The organism is Flavobacterium sp. FlaQc-49 (assembly GCF_044005985.1).
GTDB classification, from domain to species: Bacteria; Bacteroidota; Bacteroidia; order Flavobacteriales; family Flavobacteriaceae; genus Flavobacterium; species Flavobacterium cupriresistens.
In genome coordinates, this window is record NZ_JBIPCS010000007.1 from 301,234 (window position 1) to 322,095 (window position 20,862).

Consider the following 20,862-nt stretch of genomic DNA (forward strand, 5'->3'; position numbering starts at 1 on the left):
AACTTTAAAATTAAGCGTATTTCTTAAATGAACTTACATTACTTATATGTTTTAAAAACGCTATTCCCTTTTACCACAAACTCTTTATTAGATCTTAGTTTTTTTAGCTTTTTTTCTTCTTCCAAACCAAATCATAAAACCGGTAACCGGCAAAGCTGCTGCAACTAAGCTAACGGTAAAAGCAATTATTTTTCCGGGTAGATCTAAAATTTGTCCGGTGTGAATGCCGTAATTCATTTCGACCACTTGTAAACCAAGACTTTTTTTATCATACGGATCGCTTTGAATTAGTTTTCCGTCACTTGGATGAAAATAATAATTACTCTGATGATCAAATCGTAAAGTATGTGGATAAGCTCCTGTGTTTATAATATCTCCTTTGTTTTGCGGAAACATAACATAAAACATTTCGGCTTTTGGCTGTAGTCGCATCGTTTCGACAAAAGCGTTGTCTACAGCGAGTAGATTGTTTTGCTTAAATTTTGTGGTGTCAATTGTCGGGGCTTTTGTTTCTAAGGCTTTGTCTCCGCCAAAATTGAACGTTTTGTAAATACCGTCACCAACCCATTCGTAGGTAAAAGTTAATCCGGTAATGGCTATGATCACTGCAATAATTGAAATATAAAATCCGGAAGTATTGTGCCAGTCATAGTTGACACGACGCCATTTGGCAGACCACTTTACGGTAAAACTTCTTTTGATGTCGCTTTTTCTTTTGGGCCACCATTGAATTAACCCCGAAATGACTAACAGTATAAAGATAATCGTGGCACCACCAATAATGTGTTTTCCAATATAATCGGGTAAAAGAAGGTACAAATGAATGTATTCGACGATTATAAAAAAGTCTGTTTTGGGATTTTCTGTTTTTAAATATTTACCGGTGTAAGGGTTGAAATACAGGTATTCGTTCTCGGTATCGGTAAAGGTGTAGACAATTGCTGATCGGTTTTTACCGTAATAAGAAACCATTGACGCTTTATTTTTAGGGGCGATTAGCTTCGCTTTTTCCTGTAAAACAGATGGCAAAAGAAATGGTTTGTTCTGTGGTTCAACAATACGCCATTCTTTTCGGGTAATATCTTTGATTTCGTCATGAAAACAAAATATGCAACCGGTAACACTGACAATAAAAACAATAAGCCCGGAAATTAATCCGAGCCATTTGTGTATAAAACGTATTTGTTTTGTAAATCCCATTTGATGAATTGCGAAATACTTGATTTCTTTTTAAGAATTAGTTGCAATAGGCAAAAGTAATTCTAAATGTGCAATTCACAAATTTTAGGCGTTTATTTTAGACCGTTGGGGTAATTCGGTAAAACGTTATTTAACACATAGAAACATAGTATTCTGTAATTTGTTTTAAGTGAAACGTCTTTTCTGAACGATGTTTCTATGTGTTAAAAATAATTGCACCCAATGGGATTTTTTTTTAATGATTGAGTGATTTATTCGCTCTTAACTTTTTTTAATTTAAAGGAAACATAAAGTGTAATTGCTGCTAAAACAATCCAGAAAACATCAATAAAGAAAATCTGAATCTGATCGTTGGCAAACGTTTTCCAAAACCAGTTTCCGGTGCAAATTCCATTCGCAATCGGAATTAAAAAGCCTAAAATACTTCCGGAAATCAGACACCATTTGTTGGTGAAATTAATGTCTTTTTTGAGCAGGAAAAAAATCGTCAATAGTAACCAGCTGATGAAATATACGCTGTAAATATTGGCTCGGCTTAGTGGGTAAAACACTTTATTTGCAATAAAAATCAAGGCAGTAACAGGATACATGCTTAGACAAAGGGCTAAATAAATGCGCACAACCGAGTTGTTAAAACGACGTTTTTTCTCGGGCATGTTTTTCTTGTCTCTGGCAACCAGCCAAATCATAACTCCTGATATAATAACAAAACAAGTAATAATACCGAGTACAAAACTGATTATTTTAAGCGCATATCCGCCGTAATCCCCAAAGTGTACTCTGTACAAAACGTTTTTTACACCATCTAGATATTTGTTGTCCGTTTCAGGATTCTTTTTGGCTATGATTTTACCGTCAGCAACTTTGTAGATTATTTTTCCGAATGCGGTGAATTTTTTGTCATGAGGTATTTTTCCATCAACGATTATGTGCATGTTGGTATCGCCATAGTTTTGAATTTGTACCTCGGTGATTTCAAAATCTTTCCAGTTGCTTTTGGTTTTTTCTACCAATTCGTTGATGCTAAAAGGCGTTGCCAGTTTTTCATTCTCAAATTTAAATTCCGGATTGTTATATTCTAAATCACTGTACAATTTGTTCTGATCGCCCTTGTATAAAGCCATTACACTCGGTGCTACAATTAGTAGTTTGATCATAAAAAAAGCTCCTGTAACCGCGTATACAAATTGAAAAGGCAAACCAATCATTCCTAATGCGGTGTGGGCATCTGTCCATAATGTTTTTAATTTTTCTTTTGGACGGAAAATGTAGAAGTTAGAAACAATTTTGTTCCAGTGTAATAGAACTCCGGTAATAATCGCAAATAAAAAAAACAGCGCTACAAAACCCGAAAGGTAATAACCGACAGGGTAAGGAACCTGGGCCAGAAAATGAAGACGATACAAAAATTCTCCTATTGAATATGATTCATCGTAAGTCTGTGCTTTGAAGTTTTTAGTATTTAAGTAAAAGTAGTGGCCGGATTTTAATTTAGCGACTTCGAGGGTGTCTTTTAATTTATTGGCTGCTACGGTATCTTTAGTACCTTCCATGCGAATGAAAACACGTCTTTCGTGGGGAGATACGGAAAGTGAAACGTCTCTTCCGGCTAAAGTGTAGTTTTTATTTATTGAGTCGAAAGTAGTATCGTAGTTAATCTGTTCTTTCTTATGGATTGCAACAGTTTCTCCGCGTTCCCAGTTGTTGATTTCACTTTTAAAGAAAGAAAAAGATCCTGCAAAGAAAATGACAAACAACACCACGCTTATTACAATACCACTTACGGTATGCGTGTGAAAATAAATGTTATAGTTCCTGTTATTCATGAATTATTGGGTAATAGGGTTATAGGTTTGTCCGAGATACATAATACCGAGAAACAGCAAAGTCAGCAGTATATAGATTCCCCATATTTTCCATGCGCTTTTTGCTAAAAAAGCCAAAATCATTAAGACTACCCAAAGGATAAACCCTGAAAAAGCCATTGTTATGACGACATTGGTACGATCTAACCACGAAGCTAAGGCTAAATGGAAGCTTACAGAAACGAAATAGCCGCCAAGTATAGCAGCTGTTATTTTTAGGAAACGTTGCCATTTGGACTGCGTCAGGTATTTAGGATTTGCGGGCATAATTTAATAGTAATAAATTTCTATAACTCCTGTTAGAATAAAAAGGACAGCAAGGGTTTTACTGTTTATAATTTTTAGAGGGGACAGTATAATTATTAAACTTCCAATTGTCATTAGCTGAACAAGAAATAATAAAGTTCCGGAGCATAATGCTTTGGTAAATAACCATAAAGTATAGGCGGACAGTAGGAAAATTAATCCGGTAATTTTAGTTTGTTTCGGATTATTGTTCATCCATTTTTCGAAGCTGTAATTGTACGACAGCGCCGCTCTCTTGGAGGTATAATAAAACATATAAAAAGAGATAAAAACGAAAAGGCTGGCTATTGTTATCATGATTTTATAAATTTAAAAGACATCTTTCTGTATTTTGGCAGAAAGATGTCTTTGTTTTTTTATTAGAATTTATAAGTTACAGATCCAAAGAAAGTTCTTGGAGCTTGCACATTGATTGTGGTGTATCCGTTAAAGTATAATTCGTCAGTGAGGTTATTTACTTTTAAAGAGACTCTGTATCTAGGCTGATCGTAAAAAATAGTTGAGTTAAGTACAGTGTAAGAAGGAAGGCTAAAAGTTTCTTTTCCTGTTGTTGTGTTGGCATTTGCAATAAAGCTTTCACTTCCGTAATTTCCTCCAAAGCCGATTCCTAATCCTTTAATTTTTTCATTTTGAGCCGTATAACTTGCCCAGAAATTTGCAAGGTTTACCGGACCTGCGGTTACGGGTCTTAAACCATTTACGTTTGCATTACCTTTCTCCAATTTGCTGTCGTTATAGGCATATCCAAGTGTGAAGTTTAATCCCGGAATTGGGTTTGAAGTAATTTCTGCTTCAAATCCTTTACTTACCTGATTTCCATCCTGTACGTTAGCATTTGGCAATGTAATATCTGTTCTTACAATGTCTTTAACTTTTATGTTGTAGTAGCTTAAGTTGGCGCTTAATTTATTGTCAAAAGCATTTAATTTAATACCCGCTTCAAATTGATTCGCCTTTTCCGGATCAAATTTTACTAATTGAAGATTTCCATTTACATTAGCATTTAAGAAACCCTGGTTGGTGAAACTGTTTTGGTAGTTACCAAATACCGAAAGCTGGTTTTCTATAATTTGGTAAACAATTCCAAATTTTGGTGAAAAGGCATTCTGAGAGAATGCTCCGGTAGTTGTATTAGTTGCCGGATCATAAACGCCTTTATTGTCATAATTGTCAAAACGAATACCGGCTGAAACGATTAACTGATCTGTTATATTTACAACATCAGAAACATACGCACTGTAAGTTGATACATTTGTTCGGTTGTTGCTGTATGGTGTTCCGGATAATGCTACTTCAAGGGCGGCTTGGTTAAAAGCATAGTAGTTTGCGTTTGCGGCCGTATAATCTACTTTGTCAAACTCAAAACCTTTTGCTGATATCGTTCGGCTTGTTCTGTCTTCTATGTGGTAAATGTCACCACCAATTAAAACGCGATTACGTACATTTCCGATTTTGAAGTCACCGGTAAAGTTTTGTTGGAATTCAATTGTGTTTGTTGTTCCATCCACTTTCCATGCATTACGTGAGAGTGTGTTGTTTGGTAACAGATAAAACCAGGCTTGTGGTCCTACTGATGAATTAGTGATTGTGGTAATTACGGTTTGTGAATTCCAACTGTCAGACATCTTGTAGTTTACCTGTCCAAAAATATTTGTACTTCTTGTTTTTGTTATAAGGTCACTTCCGTAGAACGAACGTTTAAAATCATAGTTTAAATCGTTAGCGCTGTTGAAGCCAATTTTTGAAGGTAAATCACCTAAATAAATAGTGTGGAATCCTGATCCGTTCAAACTATTGAATTCTGCTTCAATCGAAACAGATAATCTGTCGTTGAATTTGTAACTGAAAGATGGAGCAAAGAAATAATTCTTATTAGTTCCAAAATCCTGAAAAGTATTAGCATTGTTGTAAGATGCGTTTACACGGAATAAAGCAGTTTTATCTTCGTTTAAAGGGGTGTTTACATCTGCAGTCAGACGATTGAAACCATAACTTCCGGTTTGGAAGTTTACTTCACCTCCGAATGATTCGTGAGGCTTTTTAGTTACACGGTTTACCAGACCTCCGTAAGAAGTAAGTACAGAACCAAAAAGTGTAGCAGAAGGCCCTTTTATACTTTCGATACGTTCGATATTACTTGCATCTGAATTACCAATTGTAGATCCCGCAACACCATTTCTGATTAAACTTTGTGTTACAAAACCTCGTGATGCAAAATAAGAACCACCATCGCTGGCACGACCACTGGCAGACCATAATTGATAAATACCCGGGATGTTTTTTAAAGCATCATCTTGATTGGTTATCATTTGATCGGCCATCAATTCTTTACTTACAATATTATATACCTGTGCATTTTCAAGGTTTTTTAGTTGTATGCGTGAAACGTATTCGCTTTCTGTTCGGGTAAATTTATTTGTTCTTTTAGAGTCGATAATAACTTCGCCCAGTTCTTCTGAATTCGCTTCGATCAAAAAGTTCTCTGTTACCACATCTTCGTAGTTTAAAGTGATGTGTCTTTCTTTGGAGGAATGCCCAATGGCAGAAACTCTGATTACATAGTTTCCGGGTTTGATGTTTTTAATTTCATAGAAACCTTGGTCGTTTGTAACTGTTCCGATCTTGGTTCCCTTTAATACAACAGAAATATTATCTGCAGACTGATTATTAGTTAAGCTAATTTGTCCTTTTATCGTTGCTTTTTGCTGGGCCCAAGTAGTTGCAGTTGCCAGTAAAAAAATAAATAAAGCCAAAAGGGATGTTGTGTATTTGGTTTTCATGTTTTATTTGGATTTTTTTTCAATAGCGCAAATTTAGGTGCAGAATTCCAATAAGCCAAATTATTTTTACTTATTCTAAATAAATTATCTTTTAAAGTGTAAAATTTCTGTTTGATTATAAAAATGACAGATTAATCAGTGTTTGTAACTGGGAGTAAAAAAAAATCCTGCTTAAATTAATAAGCAGGATTTTTGTATTTATGAAATTAATTGAATTACAATTCTAAAGCACGTTTAGCATCGCCATTCATTAATAATTCTACCGGATTTTCTAAAGCTTCTTTCACAGCAACCAAGAAACCAACAGACTCACGACCGTCGATAATTCTGTGATCATAAGAAAGAGCAACATACATCATTGGGTGAATCTCTACTTTACCGTTTACAGCAATCGGACGCTCAATAATATTGTGCATTCCTAAGATTCCTGATTGAGGAGGGTTGATAATTGGAGTACTCAACATACTTCCAAAAACACCACCATTGGTAATCGTAAAAGTACCACCAGTCATATCGTCAACAGTAATTTGACCGTCACGAGCTCTAAGTGCTAATCTTTTGATGTCCGCTTCGATTCCACGGAAAGTTAAGTTTTCTGCATTACGAACCACAGGAACCATTAAACCTTTTGGTCCTGAAACTGCGATAGAGATATCACAGAAATCGTAAGCGATTTTATAATCACCGTCCATCATTGAGTTTACATCAGGATACAATTGTAATGCTCTTGTAACTGCTTTTGTAAAGAATGACATGAAACCTAAACCAAGACCACCATGTTTTGCTTTGAAAGCATCTTTGTACTCGTTACGGATTAAGTTAATTGGTGTCATGTTAACTTCATTGAAAGTAGTTAACATTGCTGTTTCGTTTTTAGCCGCTACTAATCTCTCCGCTACTTTACGACGTAACATTGATAATTTAGTACGCTCAGTTCCACGGCTTCCTCCTGTTGGAGTTCCCATAGAAGGTACTGCGTTTAAAGCATCTTCTTTAGTGATTCTTCCGTCTTTACCAGTTCCTGAAACTGCTGCCGGAGCGATATTTTTTTCGTCTAATATTTTTCTTGCTGCCGGAGATGGAGTTCCTGAAGCATAAGTTGTTGGAGCAGGTGCTGCTTTTGGAGCTTCTGCTTTTACTTCCGTTTTAGGAGCCTCTGCTTTTGGAGCTTCAGCTGCTGGTGCAGCCGGAGCGTCACCTGCCGGTTTTGCTGCGCCTGTATCAATTAAACAAACAACAGCTCCTACCGCTACTGCATCACCTTCTTCTGCTTTTAACGTAATTATTCCGCTTGCTTCAGCTGGTAATTCAAGAGTTGCTTTGTCTGAATCAACTTCGGCAATAGCCTGATCTTTCTCTACATAATCTCCGTCTTTTACTAACCAAGTTGCAATTTCAACTTCTTTAATTGATTCCCCTGGTGATGGGACTTTCATTTCTAAAATCATCTTATTTCTTTGTTTAAAGTTTAATTTGTTTAAAGTTTCAAATGTCTTACTGAACCTGAAACTTTAAACTTGAAACAATTATTTTTAATTATCTGAATAAATTTTTGTCAAATACCATTCTGATCGCATCTGCATGGCGACGTTTTGCACGTGTGTAACTTCCTGATGCCGGTGCAGCGTAAGCTTTTAGCGAAGCCAATCTCCATTTTACAAGATCAAAATTCATCAGCATAAAGCTGTAAGCTCCCATGTTTTTAGGCTCTTCCTGTGCCCAAACATAATCATCAGCATTTGGATATTGTGCGATGATTTCTTTGATTTGGTCTGCCGGGAAAGGGAACAATTGCTCGATACGAACTACTGCAACGTCATTTCTTCCGTTGTTTTCTCTTTCGGCAACAATATCATAGTAGAATTTACCGGTACAGAAAACCAATGTTTTTACTTCTTTTTTGTTTACAGTTGTATCATCAATTGTTTCCTGGAAACTTCCGCTAGCTAAGTCTTCTACTGTAGACACACATCTTGGGTCACGTAATAAACTTTTTGGAGAGAAAACTACCAATGGTTTACGGAAATTCGTTTTCATTTGTCTTCTCAACAAGTGGAAGAAGTTGGCTGGTGTTGTACAATCTGCTACATACATATTGTGTCTTGCACATAATTGTAAGTAACGTTCCATTCTTGCAGAAGAGTGCTCAGCACCTTGTCCTTCGTATCCGTGAGGCAATAATAAAACAATACCATTTTGGTTGTTCCATTTGTCTTCACCACAAGAGATGTATTGGTCAATCATAATTTGAGCACCGTTAGAGAAATCTCCAAATTGCGCTTCCCAGATCGTTAATGCTTTTGGATTTGCCAATGCATATCCGTAATCAAAACCTAGAACTCCGTATTCAGATAAAAGGGAATTGAATACACCGAATTTTCCTTTTTTGTTTTCGATAGCATCCAAAAGAATTACTTCTTCTTCTGAATCTTCTACCTTAACAACGGCATGACGGTGAGAGAATGTACCACGCTCCACATCCTGTCCTGAAATTCTAACATCAAAACCTTCTGTTAGAAGTGAACCGTAAGCTAATGCTTCTGCAGTTCCCCAGTCTAGGGTATTGTTATCGTATCCGGTTTTTCTGTCGGCTACAATTTTTGATATTTTATTGATGAACTTTTTATCTGATGGTAAAGTCGAGATGGTATTGATGATAGAATCCAATCCTTTTTTATCAAAAGTAGTATCAACTTTTTGAAGCATTTGTGTGTCAGTTACCTGAACAAATCCTTCCCATTCGTTTTTCATGAATGGTGTGATAATGGTCAAATCTTTTTTACGGGAAGCTTCTAAATTCTCCTCCATGTCTGATTTGTATTCTTTTTCTAAACCATTCACATAAGTAGCATCGATTACGCCGTCAGATAATAATTTTTCTGCATAAATATCTCTTGGATTTTTATGTTTAGCGATGATTTTATATAAAACCGGTTGTGTAAAACGAGGTTCGTCACCTTCGTTATGTCCGTATTTTCTATATCCTAATAAGTCAATAAATACGTCACGTCCGAATTGCATTCTGTAGTCTAAGGCAAAAGAGACCGCATGTACAACTGCTTCAGCATCGTCAGCATTTACGTGTAATACCGGTGAAAGAGTTACTTTGGCGACATCTGTACAATAAGTAGAAGAACGTGCGTCTAAATAGTTGGTTGTAAATCCAACCTGATTGTTGATTACGATATGGATTGTTCCTCCGGTTTTGTAACCGTCAAGTTGTGCCATTTGAATGATTTCATACAAAATTCCCTGACCTGCAATTGCAGCATCACCGTGAACGGCGATAGGAAGTACTTTTGAGAAATCGTCTGCGTAATATTTATCTTGTTTTGCTCTGGTAATTCCTTCAATTACAGCTCCAACAGTCTCTAAGTGAGAAGGGTTTGGTGCTAAATTGATGTTGATGTTTTTTCCGGATCTTGTTTTCTTGTCGGCAGTAAGACCTAAGTGGTATTTTACGTCACCATCAAAATATTCCTGATCGTAATCTTTACCATCAAATTCACCAAAGATATCCTGAGTTGATTTTCCGAAGATGTTGGCCAAAACGTTCAAACGACCACGGTGAGCCATTCCCATTACGAATTGTTCAACTCCTTTTTCAGCTGCTTTTTCGATTAAAGCATCAAGTGCAGGAATAATAGTTTCTCCACCTTCCAATGAGAATCTCTTTTGACCTACATATTTAGTATGTAAAAAGTTCTCGAAAGAAACGGCTTCGTTTAATTTTTCTAATATGATTTTCTTTTCATCACCTGAAAAACTTGGCTGATTGACATTTACAGCCAATTTGTCCTGAATCCATTTTACAACATTAGGATTTCTGATATACATGTATTCAATACCAATGTGTTGGCAGTAAATAGACTGAAGACGTGTAATAATGTCTTGTAAAGAACACGGAGCTACTCCGATAACTTTTGCAGCATCAAAAACTAGAGATAAGTCAGCAGTTGATAATCCAAAATTTTCGATATCTAAAGAAGGAGAAGAAACTCTACGGTCACGAACCGGATTTGTTTTGGTAAACAAATGGCCACGAGTGCGGTATCCGTCAATTAATTTTAATACGTTAAATTCTTTTTGTAATTTTTCAGAAATCTGACTGTAATCGGTGTTGTTCGCAGCGAATTCAACGATTTGTTGAACAGGATTTTCGTCATTATAAGTTGTCATTCCAAAGTCAAAACCCTGAAAGAAGCTTCTCCAGCTTGGCTCAACGCTGTCTGGATTTACTAAATATTGATCATATAGTTGTGCGAAAAACTCTGTATGCGCTGCATTTAAAAATGAAAACCTATCCATAATATTAGTGAATATACTTTTTGTTAAATAGAATGGCAAAAGTACAACAATCGCATTTATTTAGATTCTTTTTTTGCGTACTTTTACGTAAAAATTTGTTAAAAATGGACCAAGCTATGAGGAAAAATCATTTTTCAATCGTTTTCAAATCAATTTTTGTGATTTTGATGTTCTTATTTTCAAATCTAACAATTGCGCAGCAGCGACCAAATTATGTTATAGACAATAGTAGTGTCTTTTGGGATAAAGTTCAGTTTGGTGGTGGTGTCGGTCTTGGAATTGGTTCCGGATATACAGATATTTCGGTTATGCCAAGTGCTATTTATAATGTTAATCCAATTGTTTCTGTGGGTGTAGGACTGCAGTTTGGCTACTTGTATTCAAAAAACTATTATGAGTCTTTTGTTTATGGCGGAAGCCTTGTGGGTTTGGTGAATCCGATTCCGGAAATTCAGTTATCGGCAGAATTAGAACAGGTTAGAGTAAACACAGATTATAAATCGAATAATTTCAGACCTTCTTATTCCGATAATTATTGGAATACTGCTTTATATCTCGGTGCAGGTTACAGAACGGGAAGTGTTACCATTGGTGCACGCTACGATGTTTTGTACGATCCGGACAGAAGTTTGTACGGATCCGGCTTTATGCCCTTTGTGCGAGTTTATTTTTAATCTAAAGCAATTAAGGTCTTTAAATGCTGATATTCTTAGTTTTAGGTGTAAAGTATGCTGTTCGAGAATTTGATTCAGCATTGCGCCTGTAAAAGGGTTGATTCAATCGAAAGTAAGAAACAGGAGGAATCTGAAATGAAATCTTAGAAAAGGAATAAGTATTACTGTAAACAAAAAGAGCGACTCCATGGAGTCGCTCTTTTTGTTTGGTTGCTGTATCTTAACCACAAAACATGGAATACATACTTCTTGGATCTGTTTGGTTTGGAGCAGGCACTACATTTTCTGTACTGTTACCACCTATAATTAATCTAGCCTCTTCTGAGCTTAGTTCTATAATACTAGTTTTTTTTAATGCTAATTTTTTTAAGTTAAATTTTTTCATAATCTTTGGTTTTTAAATTGGTTTTTGAATTGATTGTGAAATTATCTCAAAAAAGCCACTGAAAAAAGTCATAAATCCCCAGATTTATAAAAATAGCCTATAATCACACAACTGTAATTGATTGATTATTAATGCTTTACTTTAAAATAAATGAATATGAATAGACTAAATAAGATGCTTGTCTTAATTTTATTATTTATAGTCAATTTTACCTTTTCCCAAAATAAAATTGAAACTTATAAAGATTCGGTTAAAAGCCTTTTGTACAATAATCCGAGTAAAGCAAAATACTACTGCCATAAGTTATTAAAGTACGCTAAAACCAATGATTTAGTGGTTGAAGAGGCAAAATCGTATTGTTTCCTGGCCGACTTAAGTGGCGCTTTAACTCAAAAAGACAGCGCTTTTTATTATTTTGACAAAGCAATTCAGAAAGCCGGTGCCATTGATAACGAAAAGCTGGAAATGGTTTTCAAAATCAATAAAGCGAACTATTTATTTAATGAATTTGATTTCCAGGAAGCTTTAACTCTTTATGAAGAATGTGTTACTTTATCTAAAAAACTCAATGATGTCGGGGCTTACAATTACATTTCGATAAAAAGAGGCAGCATTGCGTATGAATTAGAAAGGTATCAGGAGGCTTTAAAAATATATAAAGAAAATTTAAACAAGGAAGGTTTTAGTAACGTAAGTAAACTAGATATAAAACTGGGTTTAGTAAAAACGTATATTAATTTAAATAAACAGGACTCCGCCTATGTTTTTATAAAAAGTGGTATTCAGGAATCGCAGAAAAACCACCTAAAAGAGCATGAAATCCACTTTTTGTCCCAATTGGGCTTAATTTACATCGATAAAAAGGACTTTGTAAATGCTAAATTAACCTTCGATAAGGCCCTAAATATTGCTCAGAAAATTGAGAGCAATAATTTGATTACAGAAACAAATATCAGGATCTCTAAATTGTATTCGCTTCAGAAAGATTACGATAAAGCGATAATGCTCTTAAAATCGATTCTTAGTACGGAGCAAACATCAAAAATACCCACAGAAAACCTGTCTGAAATATATTACTTATTGGCAGAGAACTATAAATTCATCGAAAATTTTTCAGAATCGAACTATTATTATGGTCAGTTTATTGAAAAGTCGAAGAAAATAGGGGAAAAAAGAATTGAAGCTGTCGATCATTTGCATAAAATAGACATCTCAGAAAGTAAAGAGAGAGAGAAAACACAAGAGCATCAAAAATGGATACTGCTTGGTTCAACAACCTTTTTAATTCTTCTGTTTATTGGTTATTATATGAAACGAAGAAAAGAGGGTATACAAAATCAAGTCAAATTTGAGGAGTTACTACTTAAAATCAAAGACTTTGAACATCAAAACCCAAAAACGGCTGATGAAAGCCAACAAAAAAGCATTTTGGCAGGTGATGATGAAAGCACAGAGCCGGATCTTTTAGAAGAAGAATCTGAAACAGAATTCATTCCAAGCAACATTGTTACTATAAATACTACTTCTAATGATGATTTAATAGCAGAGGATGAATCCATCGCAGAACACAATGACGCTGACATAGAAGAACCAACGGGAAGTAATTTTATTATCAAAGATGAAACAAGAGCAGAAATTTTAGATAAGCTAATTAAACTCGAAGAGAAGAGATTGTTCCTGAGACAAGACTTTACCCTGCATAATGTTGCGAAACGATTGAAGACAAACACCGCTTATTTGTCTAAAATTGTCAATAGTGAATTGGACAAAAACTTCAGTTCGTATGTAAATGAGTTGAGGATTAACTATATTATTATCGAATTAAAGAATAATGCTAAGCTAAGATCGTATTCAATTAATGCAATTGCGGAAGAAATTGGGTATAAAAGTCCGGAGTCTTTTACTAAATATTTTAAGGTTGCAACCGGAATTAGCCCCTCTATTTATATAAAAAAGATAAATCAGATGAAAGAAAGTGAAAACAAGTAGATAGCTTGTAAGTATCTGAAAAACAATAAATTACAACAAAAAAAGAACCCCCTTATTTTATAAATATGGGGGTTTTTGATTTTTTTTACAGGAAAAAAAGATTTTACTTTGTCTCAGAATTAATCCGAATATCAGATTAACTTCTACTTTGGTTTTGAAGGGTGGCGAAAATGAAAATGAGTAGCCACTTCAAACCAAAAAAATAAAACAGAGTGTGGAGACTCTGTTTTATAAGGTGTTTTAACAAAAACGTAATACCTAACAAGTTGCCAGAAATTACTTCTACAAAAGTAGAAAAAAAGTGTCTTTAATTAAAACTTTTTTTCACTATTTCTAAAAGTACTTCTACACTGCATACTTGTTAGCTTAAAAAAAAAATTATGACTAACAGTAATCGACCGAGCGAAAAACGGCTCAGCAAAAATTCAATTTTCAAGATTGAAGATAATGATGATGGTAAACCATCCAAATCGTTATTCTTTAAATTAAAAAAACGAATTTCAAAACTTTTTAAATAAGCCAGAATTTTTTCCGGACTAATTTACGATTGCCTATTTAGGATACAATCAGGAATTCAGGTTGCAATAACCGATATCGAAATTCTTGTTGTTCCATAAAGCGAGCTGTAATTTTTTGGACAATTCGATGTGCCTTTATTTTAATCAGTGATTTTAAAAAGACTATTAATTATTAAATCTTAACAAAAATGAAAAAGCAAAACCAAACCAAATTGGCTTTCAACAAAGCTAATGTTACAGAATTAAACGTTCAACAATTAAGAAGTGTGAACGGTGGCGTAAAAGATGACCTTGATCTTGATACCAAACCTGGTTCCGGTTGTATCTGTGATCCTATTTTGACAAAATTAACGGTTATTAAAAATCAATTCTAATGAAAAACGCAAACCTAACGAACAAACTGTATTTTAAAAAATCAGATGTTACAGAATTAAACGTTCAACAATTAAGAAATGTGAACGGCGGCGTAATAACAGGACAAGATACCGATACCAACCCAAATTCCGGTTGTATCTGTGATCCTATCTTAACAAAACTAACTGTTATTAAACCCTATCAATTCTAATGAAAAACGCAAACCTAACGAACAAACTGTATTTTAAAAAATCAGATGTTACAGAATTAAACGCTCAACAATTAAAAAGTGTTAACGGTGGCGTAATAACAGGACAAGATACCGATACGAACCCAAATTCGGGCTGTATCTGTGATCCTATCTTAACAAAAATAACAATCATTAAAAATCAATTCTAATGAAAAACATAAACCTAAACAACAAACTGTATTTTAAAAGAGCAGATGTTACAGAATTAAACGATAATTCCCTTATCGAAATCAATGGTGGTTCAACAATCCTTGGAGGAGAGACTTGTAGCGGATGCTGCTGTGGTCAGACTAGTATTACTGTATTGCAACAAATGTAATTGATTGATCCAATGAAAAAGCAAAAACTAAACAATAAACTGACCTTCAATAATGTGGTTATTACAGAATTGAACGACGATCAGTTGAACGATATCAACGGAGGTACAGATACTTTAATAAGAACATTTATTATTGTTACCGGATATGGTACCTGGTTAATGGTTGTATAAAGAATGGATCAGTATATTATAAAATAAACAGGGTGTGGAGACTCTATTTTATAATAAAATTTAACAAAACGTAATGGCTTATAGGTTAACTGTAAATTGCTTCTGCAAAAGTAAAAAACATCTTATTACTTCGTTTTTTACACTTTCAAAAGTACTTCTTACACCCAACACTTATTTGGCTACAATGAGATTAATGGATTAGAATGATCCATCTAACTCAAATGATTAATGGTATTCCATTTTCAAACTATGGCATCCTTGATTAAAGAGATCTTAAGCAATTGCTGATTTTTTTAACAAGGATGGTCATAACCCAGGGCTCGTTAGTATCAGGCTATTCATTTGGCGGCTATTAACATGTGGCACAGGTATGCTCAAAAACAAACAGAATCTGTTTAAAAAAGGCAACCGGTTTTAGTGCTGAGCATTTATTGTAAGTATCAATTTAAAACAACAACAACAACAAAATAAATCAACATGAAAAAACAAAACCCAAACAGCAAACTGACTTTTAATAAAGTAGTTGTTATAGAATTAAATGAAAACCAATTGCAGGAAATTAATGGTGGAACCTCAATAGATGGCGGTGGAGGTAATTGTACCGGTTGTGTTTGCGCTCAAACAGTACTTCTTATTCAATAAAATTTATTAACAGATATAATTTCTATTAAAGATGAAAAAACAAAATCCAACAAACAAGCTGGCTTTTAATAAAGTAGCTGTTGCAGAACTGAATGATACTCATTTACAAGAGGTAAATGGAGGTACTTTAATTTCTTTCACCTCTACCATATTAATAATTAAGACTGTAGTTCAATTATGAAAAAGCAAAACCCAAACAACAAGCTGATTTTTAGTAAAATGGCTGTTGCGGAACTGAATGATTTTTTACTTATAGAAATACACGGAGGGACATCCATATTTGGAGGAGGAGATTCTTGTACCGGCTGCTGTTGTCTTAAAGTAACCCAGGATTTAATGTAATTAATAACTCAAAATATTTAAAGATGAAAAAACAAAACCCAACCAACAAGCTTGTCTTTACCAAACTGGCTGTTGCAGAACTGAATGAAAGTCAATTATTGGACGTGAAAGGCGGAGTTACAACACTACCTACAATAATAATAATAACTTTTTTTCCTGATGACTTAGTCTAATCAATTTTAATAAACATTTAAAGATGAAAAAACAAAACCCAACCAACAAGCTGGCTTTTAATAAAATAGCTGTTGCAGAATTGAATGAAAAGCAATTACAAGAAGTAAATGGTGGTACTTATCTTCCTAGCGTCGTTTACACAATGATAATGGTGACTTTAGTGTAAAATGAAAAAACAGAATCCATCGAACAAGCTTGCTTTCAATAAAGTGGCTGTTGCAGAATTGAATGAGAATCAATTACAGGACGTGAATGGAGGAACTTACATTTCTTTCAACATTACGATACTAATAACGCAGACTGTAATGGAATAATAAGCCAGTCTTTAATAAAGTGGCTGTTAGAGAATTGAAAACCGAACAATTACCGGAGGTTAACGGAGAAACTTCAACCCTATCTGAAGCGGCTGTAAGTCATCTGATAACTATGATTATAAAAAAAAAATTAACAATCTAAAAAAGTATAAAAATGAAAAAACAAAACCCAACGAACAAGCTTGCTTTTAATAAAGTAGCTGTTGCAGAATTAAATGATACTCAATTGCAAGAGGTGAATGGAGGTACTTTAATGTCTATTCACAGTATGATGTTAGTAACGATGACTCTAATTCAAATAGACTAAAAAACAGAAATTACTAATAAGCTAGTCTTTAATACAGTGACCGTTGCAGAATCGAATACGAGACAATTACCAGAGATTGACGGAGTAACTTCAACAATAACGGGTGCAAGTCACCAGGTAACTAAGCTTATAAAAATTAATCAACAATCTAAAAAAGCATAAAAATGAAAAAGCAGAATCCAACAAACAAGCTTGCTTTCAACAGAGTGGCTGTTGCAGAATTAAACGAGCGTCAATTAACAAATGTAAATGGCGGGACGAGTACTACAAATGGCAGTATAACGCTCACAGGACTTATTCTTCCTCCAGATGTACAGAACGTATAACAATTCGAATGAAGAAGCAAAACGCTTCTAACAAGTTCGCTTTGAATGTTAGGTAGTTACAGAACTGAAAACTGGAGAATTTCCGGAGGTTAACGGGGAAATTCAACGATGACTGTAACTGGTGTAAGTCACCTGGTAACTAGGCTTATAAAAATTAATCAACAATCTAAAAAAGTATAAAAATGAAAAAGCAGAATCCAACGAACAAGCTTGCTTTCAATAAAGTGGCTGTTGCAGAATTGAATGAGAAACAATTAACGGCGATCAATGGGGGAACTTCAGTGTTCACTGTAGGTGGTACAAGTCTCATATTTATAACGCTTATGCAAAATTAATTAATAATCTAAAATTCTTAAAAAGATGAAAAAACAAAACCCAACCAACAAGCTTGCTTTCAATAAAGTAGCTGTTGCAGAATTGAATGAGAATCAATTAACAGCGATCAATGGGGGTACCTCCATAACATTTGTAGGAGGCACGAGCCTTGTATTTATCACACTTGTACAAGATTAATTAACAACCTAAAACTATTATAAAGATGAAAAAACAGAATCCAACGAACAAGCTTGCTTTCAATAAAACAGCTGTTACAGAATTAAATGAAACCCAATTGCAAGACGTAAATGGAGGTGCAAGCACTTTTACAATTTTCTATCCAACTATTATCGTCGCAACCTTAATCTAATCAAAAACATGAAAAACCAAAACACAACCAACAAGCTTGCTTTCAATAAAGTAGCTGTTACAGAATTAAACGACAATCAATTACAAGAAGTGGACGGAGGCGGAAGTCGTGTTTCAATTTTACCAACTATCGTAATCACTTTTGTGTAGTATGAAAAAACAAAACGCAACGAACAAGCTTGCTTTCAACAAAGTAGCTGTTATCGAATTAAACGACAATAAATTACATGATGTAGACGGTGGAAGTACTCCAGCATGTTATTTAGTAATCAGTTTTCTATTGGCAAAAGCCTTAGACTAATCCAAAACCCTTAAAAATTTAAAAAGATGAAAAAACAAAACGCAACGAACAAGTTAGCTTTCAATAAAGTAGCTGTTACAGAATTAAACGACAATCAATTGCATGACGTAGACGGTGGAAGTACACCAGCATGTTATTTAGTAATCAGTTATTTATTGGCTAAAGCCTTAGACTAATCCAAAACCCTTAAAAATTTAAAAAGATGAAAAAACAAAACGCAACGAACAAGTTAGCTTTCAATAAAGTAGCTGTTATCGAATTAAACGACAATCAATTACATGATGTAGACGGTGGAAGTACACCAGCATGTTATTTAGTAATCAGTTTTCTATTGGCAAAAGCCTTAGACTAATCCACAACCTTAAAAATTTAAAAAGATGAAAAAACAAAACGCAACGAACAAGTTAGCTTTCAACAAAGTAGCTGTTATCGAATTAAACGACAATCAATTACATGACGTAGACGGTGGAAGCACACCAGCATGTTATTTAGTAATCAGTTATTTATTGGCAAAAGCCTTAGACTAATCCAAAACCTTAAAAATTTAAAAAGATGAAAAAACAAAACGCAACGAACAAGCTTGCTTTCAATAAAGTAGCTGTTATCGAATTAAACGACAATCAATTGCATGATGTAGACGGAGGAAGTACTCCAGCATGTTATTTAGTAATCAGTTTTCTATTGGCTAAAGCCTTAGACTAATCCAAACCCTTAAAAATTCTTAAAAGATGAAAAAACAAAACGCAACGAACAAGCTTGCTTTCAACAAAGTAGCTGTTATCGAATTAAACGACAATCAATTGCATGACGTAGACGGTGGAAGTACACCAGCATGTTATTTAGTAATCAGTTATTTATTGGCAAAAGCCTTAGACTAATCCTTAAAATTCTAAAAAGATGAAAAAACAAAACGCAACGAACAAGCTTGCTTTCAACAAAGTAGCTGTTATCGAATTAAACGACAATCAATTGCATGATGTAGATGGAGGAAGTACACCAGCATGTTATTTAGTAATCAGTTTTCTATTGGCCAAAGCCTTAGACTAATCCAAAACCCTTAAAATTCTAAAAAGATGAAAAAACAAAACGCAAACAACAAGCTTGCTTTCAACAAAGTAGCTGTTATCGAATTAAACGACAATCAATTGCATGATGTAGACGGAGGAAGTACTCCAGCATGTTATTTAGTAATCAGTTATTTATTGGCCAAAGCCTTAGACTAATCCACAACCTTAAAAATTTAAAAAGATGAAAAAACAAAACGCAACCAACAAGTTAGCTTTCAACAAAGTAGCTGTTATCGAATTAAACGACAATCAATTGCATGATGTAGACGGAGGAAGTACTCCAGCATGTTATTTAGTAATCAGTTATTTATTGGCCAAAGCCTTAGACTAATCCTTAAAAATTTAAAAAGATGAAAAAACAAAACGCAACGAACAAGCTTGCTTTCAACAAAGTAGCTGTTATCGAATTAAACGACAATCAATTACATGATGTAGACGGTGGAAGTACACCAGCATGTTATTTAGTAATCAGTTATTTATTGGCCAAAGCCTTAGACTAATACTTAAACCTTAAAGATCTAATAAAGATGAAAAAACAAAACGCAACGAACAAGCTTGCTTTCAACAAAGTAGCTGTTATCGAATTAAACGACAATCAATTGCATGATGTAGACGGAGGAAGTACTCCTGCATGTTATTTAGTAATCAGTTTTCTATTGGCAAAAGCCTTAGACTAATCCAAAAACCTTAAAAATTTAAAAAGATGAAAAAACAAAACGCAAACAACAAGCTTGCTTTCAATAAAGTAGCTGTTATCGAATTAAACGACAATCAATTGCATGATGTAGATGGCGGAAGTACTCCAGCATGTTATTTAGTAATCAGTTTTCTATTGGCTAAAGCCTTAGACTAATCCAACAACCTTAAAAATTTAAAAAGATGAAAAAACAAAACGCAACGAACAAGTTAGTTTTCAATAAAGTAGCTGTTATCGAATTAAACGACAATCAATTGCATGATGTAGACGGGGGAAGTACTCCAGCATGTTATTTAGTAATCAGTTATTTATTGGCTAAAGCCTTAGACTAATCCACAACCTTAAAAATTTAAAAAGATGAAAAAACAAAACGCAACGAACAAGTTAGCTTTCAACAAAGTAGCTGTTATCGAATTAAATGACAATCAATTGCATGATGTAGACGGTGGAAGTACACCAGCATGTTATTTAGTAATCAGTTATTTATTGGCCAAAGCCTTAGACTAATCCAAAAACCTTAAAAATTTAAAAAGATGAAAAAACAAAACGCAACGAACAAGTTAGCTTTCAACAAAGTAGCTGTTACAGAATTAAACGACAATCAATTGCATGATGTAGACGGTGGAAGTACACCAGCATGTTATTTAGTAATCAGTTATTTATTGGCCAAAGCCTTAGACTAATCCAAAACCTTAAAAATTTAAAAAGATGAAAAAACAAAACGCAACGAACAAGCTTGCTTTCAACAAAGTAGCTGTTATCGAATTAAACGACAATCAATTGCATGATGTAGACGGTGGAAGTACACCAGCATGTTATTTAGTAATCAGTTATTTATTGGCCAAAGCCTTAGACTAATCCAAAACCTTAAAAATTTAAAAAGATGAAA

43 protein-coding genes are annotated in these 20,862 nt (G+C 34.3%); 35 read left to right on the forward strand and 8 right to left on the reverse strand.

Features of this window, described 5'->3' with window-relative positions; all coding sequences use genetic code 11:
* Nucleotides 1-87 precede the first annotated feature (87 nt).
* From ACHRV3_RS16150 to ACHRV3_RS16180, 7 genes are all read right to left on the reverse strand, one after another.
* Nucleotides 88-1,200 carry a PepSY-associated TM helix domain-containing protein gene (locus ACHRV3_RS16150; RefSeq protein WP_395435367.1) on the reverse strand — a complete coding sequence of 371 codons (1,113 nt, stop codon included), beginning with the start codon at nt 1,198-1,200 and terminating at the stop codon, nt 88-90.
* Nucleotides 1,201-1,451: 251 nt separating this feature from the next.
* Entirely contained in the window at nt 1,452-3,026 is a 1,575-nt protein-coding gene (locus ACHRV3_RS16155; protein ID WP_395435368.1) for a PepSY-associated TM helix domain-containing protein, read from the reverse strand.
* A 3-nt stretch (nt 3,027-3,029) separates the two neighbouring features.
* On the reverse strand, nt 3,030-3,332 hold the full coding sequence (locus ACHRV3_RS16160) for a hypothetical protein (protein ID WP_047774938.1): 303 nt from the start codon (nt 3,330-3,332) through the stop codon (nt 3,030-3,032).
* Between the two features lie 3 nt (nt 3,333-3,335).
* Nucleotides 3,336-3,668 (reverse strand): hypothetical protein, encoded by a 333-nt coding sequence (locus tag ACHRV3_RS16165; protein WP_395435369.1) that lies wholly within the window; start codon nt 3,666-3,668, stop codon nt 3,336-3,338.
* A gap of 62 nt (nt 3,669-3,730) precedes the next feature.
* Nucleotides 3,731-6,151: a TonB-dependent siderophore receptor gene (locus ACHRV3_RS16170; RefSeq protein WP_395435370.1), complete on the reverse strand. Its 2,421-nt coding sequence runs from the start codon at nt 6,149-6,151 to the stop codon at nt 3,731-3,733.
* Nucleotides 6,152-6,366: 215 nt separating this feature from the next.
* Entirely contained in the window at nt 6,367-7,599 is a 1,233-nt protein-coding gene (odhB, locus tag ACHRV3_RS16175; protein WP_395435371.1) for a 2-oxoglutarate dehydrogenase complex dihydrolipoyllysine-residue succinyltransferase, read from the reverse strand.
* An 88-nt stretch (nt 7,600-7,687) separates the two neighbouring features.
* Nucleotides 7,688-10,459 (reverse strand): 2-oxoglutarate dehydrogenase E1 component, encoded by a 2,772-nt coding sequence (locus tag ACHRV3_RS16180; RefSeq protein WP_047774943.1) that lies wholly within the window; start codon nt 10,457-10,459, stop codon nt 7,688-7,690.
* Between the two features lie 116 nt (nt 10,460-10,575).
* Here ACHRV3_RS16180 and ACHRV3_RS16185 point away from each other — a divergent pair, with 116 nt between their 5' ends.
* On the forward strand, nt 10,576-11,133 hold the full coding sequence (locus ACHRV3_RS16185; RefSeq protein WP_047774994.1) for a hypothetical protein: 558 nt from the start codon (nt 10,576-10,578) through the stop codon (nt 11,131-11,133).
* Nucleotides 11,134-11,353: 220 nt separating this feature from the next.
* On the opposite strand, the gene ACHRV3_RS16190 is transcribed toward ACHRV3_RS16185, so the two are convergent.
* Entirely contained in the window at nt 11,354-11,518 is a 165-nt protein-coding gene (locus ACHRV3_RS16190; protein ID WP_165579350.1) for a hypothetical protein, read from the reverse strand.
* Nucleotides 11,519-11,674: 156 nt separating this feature from the next.
* On the opposite strand from ACHRV3_RS16190, the gene ACHRV3_RS16195 reads away from it, so the two are divergent.
* From ACHRV3_RS16195 to ACHRV3_RS16360, 34 genes are all read left to right on the forward strand, one after another.
* Nucleotides 11,675-13,507, forward strand: coding sequence for a helix-turn-helix domain-containing protein (locus ACHRV3_RS16195; RefSeq protein WP_395435372.1), 1,833 nt, complete (start codon nt 11,675-11,677; stop codon nt 13,505-13,507).
* Nucleotides 13,508-14,213: 706 nt separating this feature from the next.
* Nucleotides 14,214-14,399 carry a class I lanthipeptide gene (locus tag ACHRV3_RS16200; protein WP_047774947.1) on the forward strand — a complete coding sequence of 62 codons (186 nt, stop codon included), beginning with the start codon at nt 14,214-14,216 and terminating at the stop codon, nt 14,397-14,399.
* Nucleotides 14,399-14,590 (forward strand): class I lanthipeptide, encoded by a 192-nt coding sequence (locus ACHRV3_RS16205; RefSeq protein WP_230004252.1) that lies wholly within the window; start codon nt 14,399-14,401, stop codon nt 14,588-14,590. Before ACHRV3_RS16200 ends, ACHRV3_RS16205 begins: the two co-directional genes overlap by 1 nt.
* Nucleotides 14,590-14,778 carry a class I lanthipeptide gene (locus tag ACHRV3_RS16210; protein ID WP_395435373.1) on the forward strand — a complete coding sequence of 63 codons (189 nt, stop codon included), beginning with the start codon at nt 14,590-14,592 and terminating at the stop codon, nt 14,776-14,778. Before ACHRV3_RS16205 ends, ACHRV3_RS16210 begins: the two co-directional genes overlap by 1 nt.
* Entirely contained in the window at nt 14,778-14,948 is a 171-nt protein-coding gene (locus tag ACHRV3_RS16215; protein ID WP_165579352.1) for a class I lanthipeptide, read from the forward strand. Before ACHRV3_RS16210 ends, ACHRV3_RS16215 begins: the two co-directional genes overlap by 1 nt.
* Nucleotides 14,949-14,960: 12 nt before the next feature.
* Nucleotides 14,961-15,119, forward strand: a complete 159-nt coding sequence (locus tag ACHRV3_RS16220; protein WP_395435374.1) for a class I lanthipeptide — start codon at nt 14,961-14,963, stop codon at nt 15,117-15,119.
* 477 nt (nt 15,120-15,596) lie between these two features.
* Nucleotides 15,597-15,761 carry a class I lanthipeptide gene (locus tag ACHRV3_RS16225; protein WP_117610279.1) on the forward strand — a complete coding sequence of 55 codons (165 nt, stop codon included), beginning with the start codon at nt 15,597-15,599 and terminating at the stop codon, nt 15,759-15,761.
* Nucleotides 15,762-15,792: 31 nt separating this feature from the next.
* Nucleotides 15,793-15,942 (forward strand): class I lanthipeptide, encoded by a 150-nt coding sequence (locus ACHRV3_RS16230; RefSeq protein ID WP_205625352.1) that lies wholly within the window; start codon nt 15,793-15,795, stop codon nt 15,940-15,942.
* Entirely contained in the window at nt 15,939-16,103 is a 165-nt protein-coding gene (locus tag ACHRV3_RS16235) for a class I lanthipeptide (RefSeq protein ID WP_165579354.1), read from the forward strand. The genes ACHRV3_RS16230 and ACHRV3_RS16235 overlap by 4 nt, the downstream gene beginning before the upstream one ends.
* 23 nt (nt 16,104-16,126) lie before the next feature.
* A complete protein-coding gene (locus ACHRV3_RS16240) occupies nt 16,127-16,276 on the forward strand; it encodes a class I lanthipeptide (protein WP_395435375.1) in 150 nt (49 codons plus the stop codon).
* Nucleotides 16,277-16,299: 23 nt separating this feature from the next.
* Nucleotides 16,300-16,443 (forward strand): class I lanthipeptide, encoded by a 144-nt coding sequence (locus ACHRV3_RS16245; protein WP_395427878.1) that lies wholly within the window; start codon nt 16,300-16,302, stop codon nt 16,441-16,443.
* A gap of 1 nt (nt 16,444) precedes the next feature.
* Nucleotides 16,445-16,591: a class I lanthipeptide gene (locus ACHRV3_RS16250; protein ID WP_395435376.1), complete on the forward strand. Its 147-nt coding sequence runs from the start codon at nt 16,445-16,447 to the stop codon at nt 16,589-16,591.
* A 154-nt stretch (nt 16,592-16,745) separates the two neighbouring features.
* On the forward strand, nt 16,746-16,898 hold the full coding sequence (locus ACHRV3_RS16255) for a class I lanthipeptide (RefSeq protein ID WP_165579357.1): 153 nt from the start codon (nt 16,746-16,748) through the stop codon (nt 16,896-16,898).
* 164 nt (nt 16,899-17,062) lie between these two features.
* Complete coding sequence (locus ACHRV3_RS16260) at nt 17,063-17,224, forward strand: class I lanthipeptide (protein WP_395435377.1); 162 nt, start codon at nt 17,063-17,065, stop codon at nt 17,222-17,224.
* Between the two features lie 182 nt (nt 17,225-17,406).
* Nucleotides 17,407-17,559, forward strand: a complete 153-nt coding sequence (locus ACHRV3_RS16265) for a class I lanthipeptide (protein ID WP_230004260.1) — start codon at nt 17,407-17,409, stop codon at nt 17,557-17,559.
* 25 nt (nt 17,560-17,584) lie between these two features.
* The gene (locus ACHRV3_RS16270) at nt 17,585-17,737 is read left to right on the forward strand and encodes a class I lanthipeptide (RefSeq protein WP_395427876.1); all 153 of its coding nucleotides are present in this window, start codon (nt 17,585-17,587) and stop codon (nt 17,735-17,737) included.
* A gap of 25 nt (nt 17,738-17,762) precedes the next feature.
* Nucleotides 17,763-17,909, forward strand: coding sequence for a class I lanthipeptide (locus ACHRV3_RS16275; RefSeq protein ID WP_165579359.1), 147 nt, complete (start codon nt 17,763-17,765; stop codon nt 17,907-17,909).
* A gap of 8 nt (nt 17,910-17,917) precedes the next feature.
* Nucleotides 17,918-18,058 (forward strand): class I lanthipeptide, encoded by a 141-nt coding sequence (locus ACHRV3_RS16280; protein ID WP_230004262.1) that lies wholly within the window; start codon nt 17,918-17,920, stop codon nt 18,056-18,058.
* A gap of 1 nt (nt 18,059) precedes the next feature.
* Nucleotides 18,060-18,209 carry a class I lanthipeptide gene (locus ACHRV3_RS16285; protein WP_395435378.1) on the forward strand — a complete coding sequence of 50 codons (150 nt, stop codon included), beginning with the start codon at nt 18,060-18,062 and terminating at the stop codon, nt 18,207-18,209.
* A gap of 26 nt (nt 18,210-18,235) precedes the next feature.
* Entirely contained in the window at nt 18,236-18,385 is a 150-nt protein-coding gene (locus tag ACHRV3_RS16290) for a class I lanthipeptide (protein ID WP_395435379.1), read from the forward strand.
* 26 nt (nt 18,386-18,411) lie between these two features.
* Nucleotides 18,412-18,561 carry a class I lanthipeptide gene (locus tag ACHRV3_RS16295; protein WP_395435380.1) on the forward strand — a complete coding sequence of 50 codons (150 nt, stop codon included), beginning with the start codon at nt 18,412-18,414 and terminating at the stop codon, nt 18,559-18,561.
* Nucleotides 18,562-18,586: 25 nt separating this feature from the next.
* Complete coding sequence (locus ACHRV3_RS16300) at nt 18,587-18,736, forward strand: class I lanthipeptide (RefSeq protein ID WP_395435381.1); 150 nt, start codon at nt 18,587-18,589, stop codon at nt 18,734-18,736.
* Nucleotides 18,737-18,761: 25 nt separating this feature from the next.
* Nucleotides 18,762-18,911: a class I lanthipeptide gene (locus ACHRV3_RS16305; RefSeq protein ID WP_395435380.1), complete on the forward strand. Its 150-nt coding sequence runs from the start codon at nt 18,762-18,764 to the stop codon at nt 18,909-18,911.
* Between the two features lie 26 nt (nt 18,912-18,937).
* Entirely contained in the window at nt 18,938-19,087 is a 150-nt protein-coding gene (locus ACHRV3_RS16310) for a class I lanthipeptide (RefSeq protein ID WP_395435381.1), read from the forward strand.
* Nucleotides 19,088-19,106: 19 nt separating this feature from the next.
* Nucleotides 19,107-19,256, forward strand: a complete 150-nt coding sequence (locus ACHRV3_RS16315; protein ID WP_395435380.1) for a class I lanthipeptide — start codon at nt 19,107-19,109, stop codon at nt 19,254-19,256.
* A 26-nt stretch (nt 19,257-19,282) separates the two neighbouring features.
* On the forward strand, nt 19,283-19,432 hold the full coding sequence (locus ACHRV3_RS16320) for a class I lanthipeptide (RefSeq protein WP_395435382.1): 150 nt from the start codon (nt 19,283-19,285) through the stop codon (nt 19,430-19,432).
* Nucleotides 19,433-19,457: 25 nt separating this feature from the next.
* Entirely contained in the window at nt 19,458-19,607 is a 150-nt protein-coding gene (locus tag ACHRV3_RS16325) for a class I lanthipeptide (RefSeq protein ID WP_395435381.1), read from the forward strand.
* Nucleotides 19,608-19,626: 19 nt separating this feature from the next.
* Nucleotides 19,627-19,776 (forward strand): class I lanthipeptide, encoded by a 150-nt coding sequence (locus tag ACHRV3_RS16330; protein WP_395435381.1) that lies wholly within the window; start codon nt 19,627-19,629, stop codon nt 19,774-19,776.
* A 27-nt stretch (nt 19,777-19,803) separates the two neighbouring features.
* On the forward strand, nt 19,804-19,953 hold the full coding sequence (locus ACHRV3_RS16335) for a class I lanthipeptide (protein WP_395435380.1): 150 nt from the start codon (nt 19,804-19,806) through the stop codon (nt 19,951-19,953).
* A gap of 26 nt (nt 19,954-19,979) precedes the next feature.
* Entirely contained in the window at nt 19,980-20,129 is a 150-nt protein-coding gene (locus ACHRV3_RS16340; protein ID WP_395435383.1) for a class I lanthipeptide, read from the forward strand.
* A 26-nt stretch (nt 20,130-20,155) separates the two neighbouring features.
* Complete coding sequence (locus tag ACHRV3_RS16345) at nt 20,156-20,305, forward strand: class I lanthipeptide (protein WP_395435384.1); 150 nt, start codon at nt 20,156-20,158, stop codon at nt 20,303-20,305.
* Nucleotides 20,306-20,330: 25 nt separating this feature from the next.
* Nucleotides 20,331-20,480, forward strand: coding sequence for a class I lanthipeptide (locus tag ACHRV3_RS16350; protein ID WP_395435381.1), 150 nt, complete (start codon nt 20,331-20,333; stop codon nt 20,478-20,480).
* A 26-nt stretch (nt 20,481-20,506) separates the two neighbouring features.
* Nucleotides 20,507-20,656, forward strand: a complete 150-nt coding sequence (locus tag ACHRV3_RS16355) for a class I lanthipeptide (protein ID WP_395435379.1) — start codon at nt 20,507-20,509, stop codon at nt 20,654-20,656.
* A gap of 25 nt (nt 20,657-20,681) precedes the next feature.
* A complete protein-coding gene (locus ACHRV3_RS16360) occupies nt 20,682-20,831 on the forward strand; it encodes a class I lanthipeptide (protein ID WP_395435381.1) in 150 nt (49 codons plus the stop codon).
* Nucleotides 20,832-20,862: the final 31 nt, after the last annotated feature.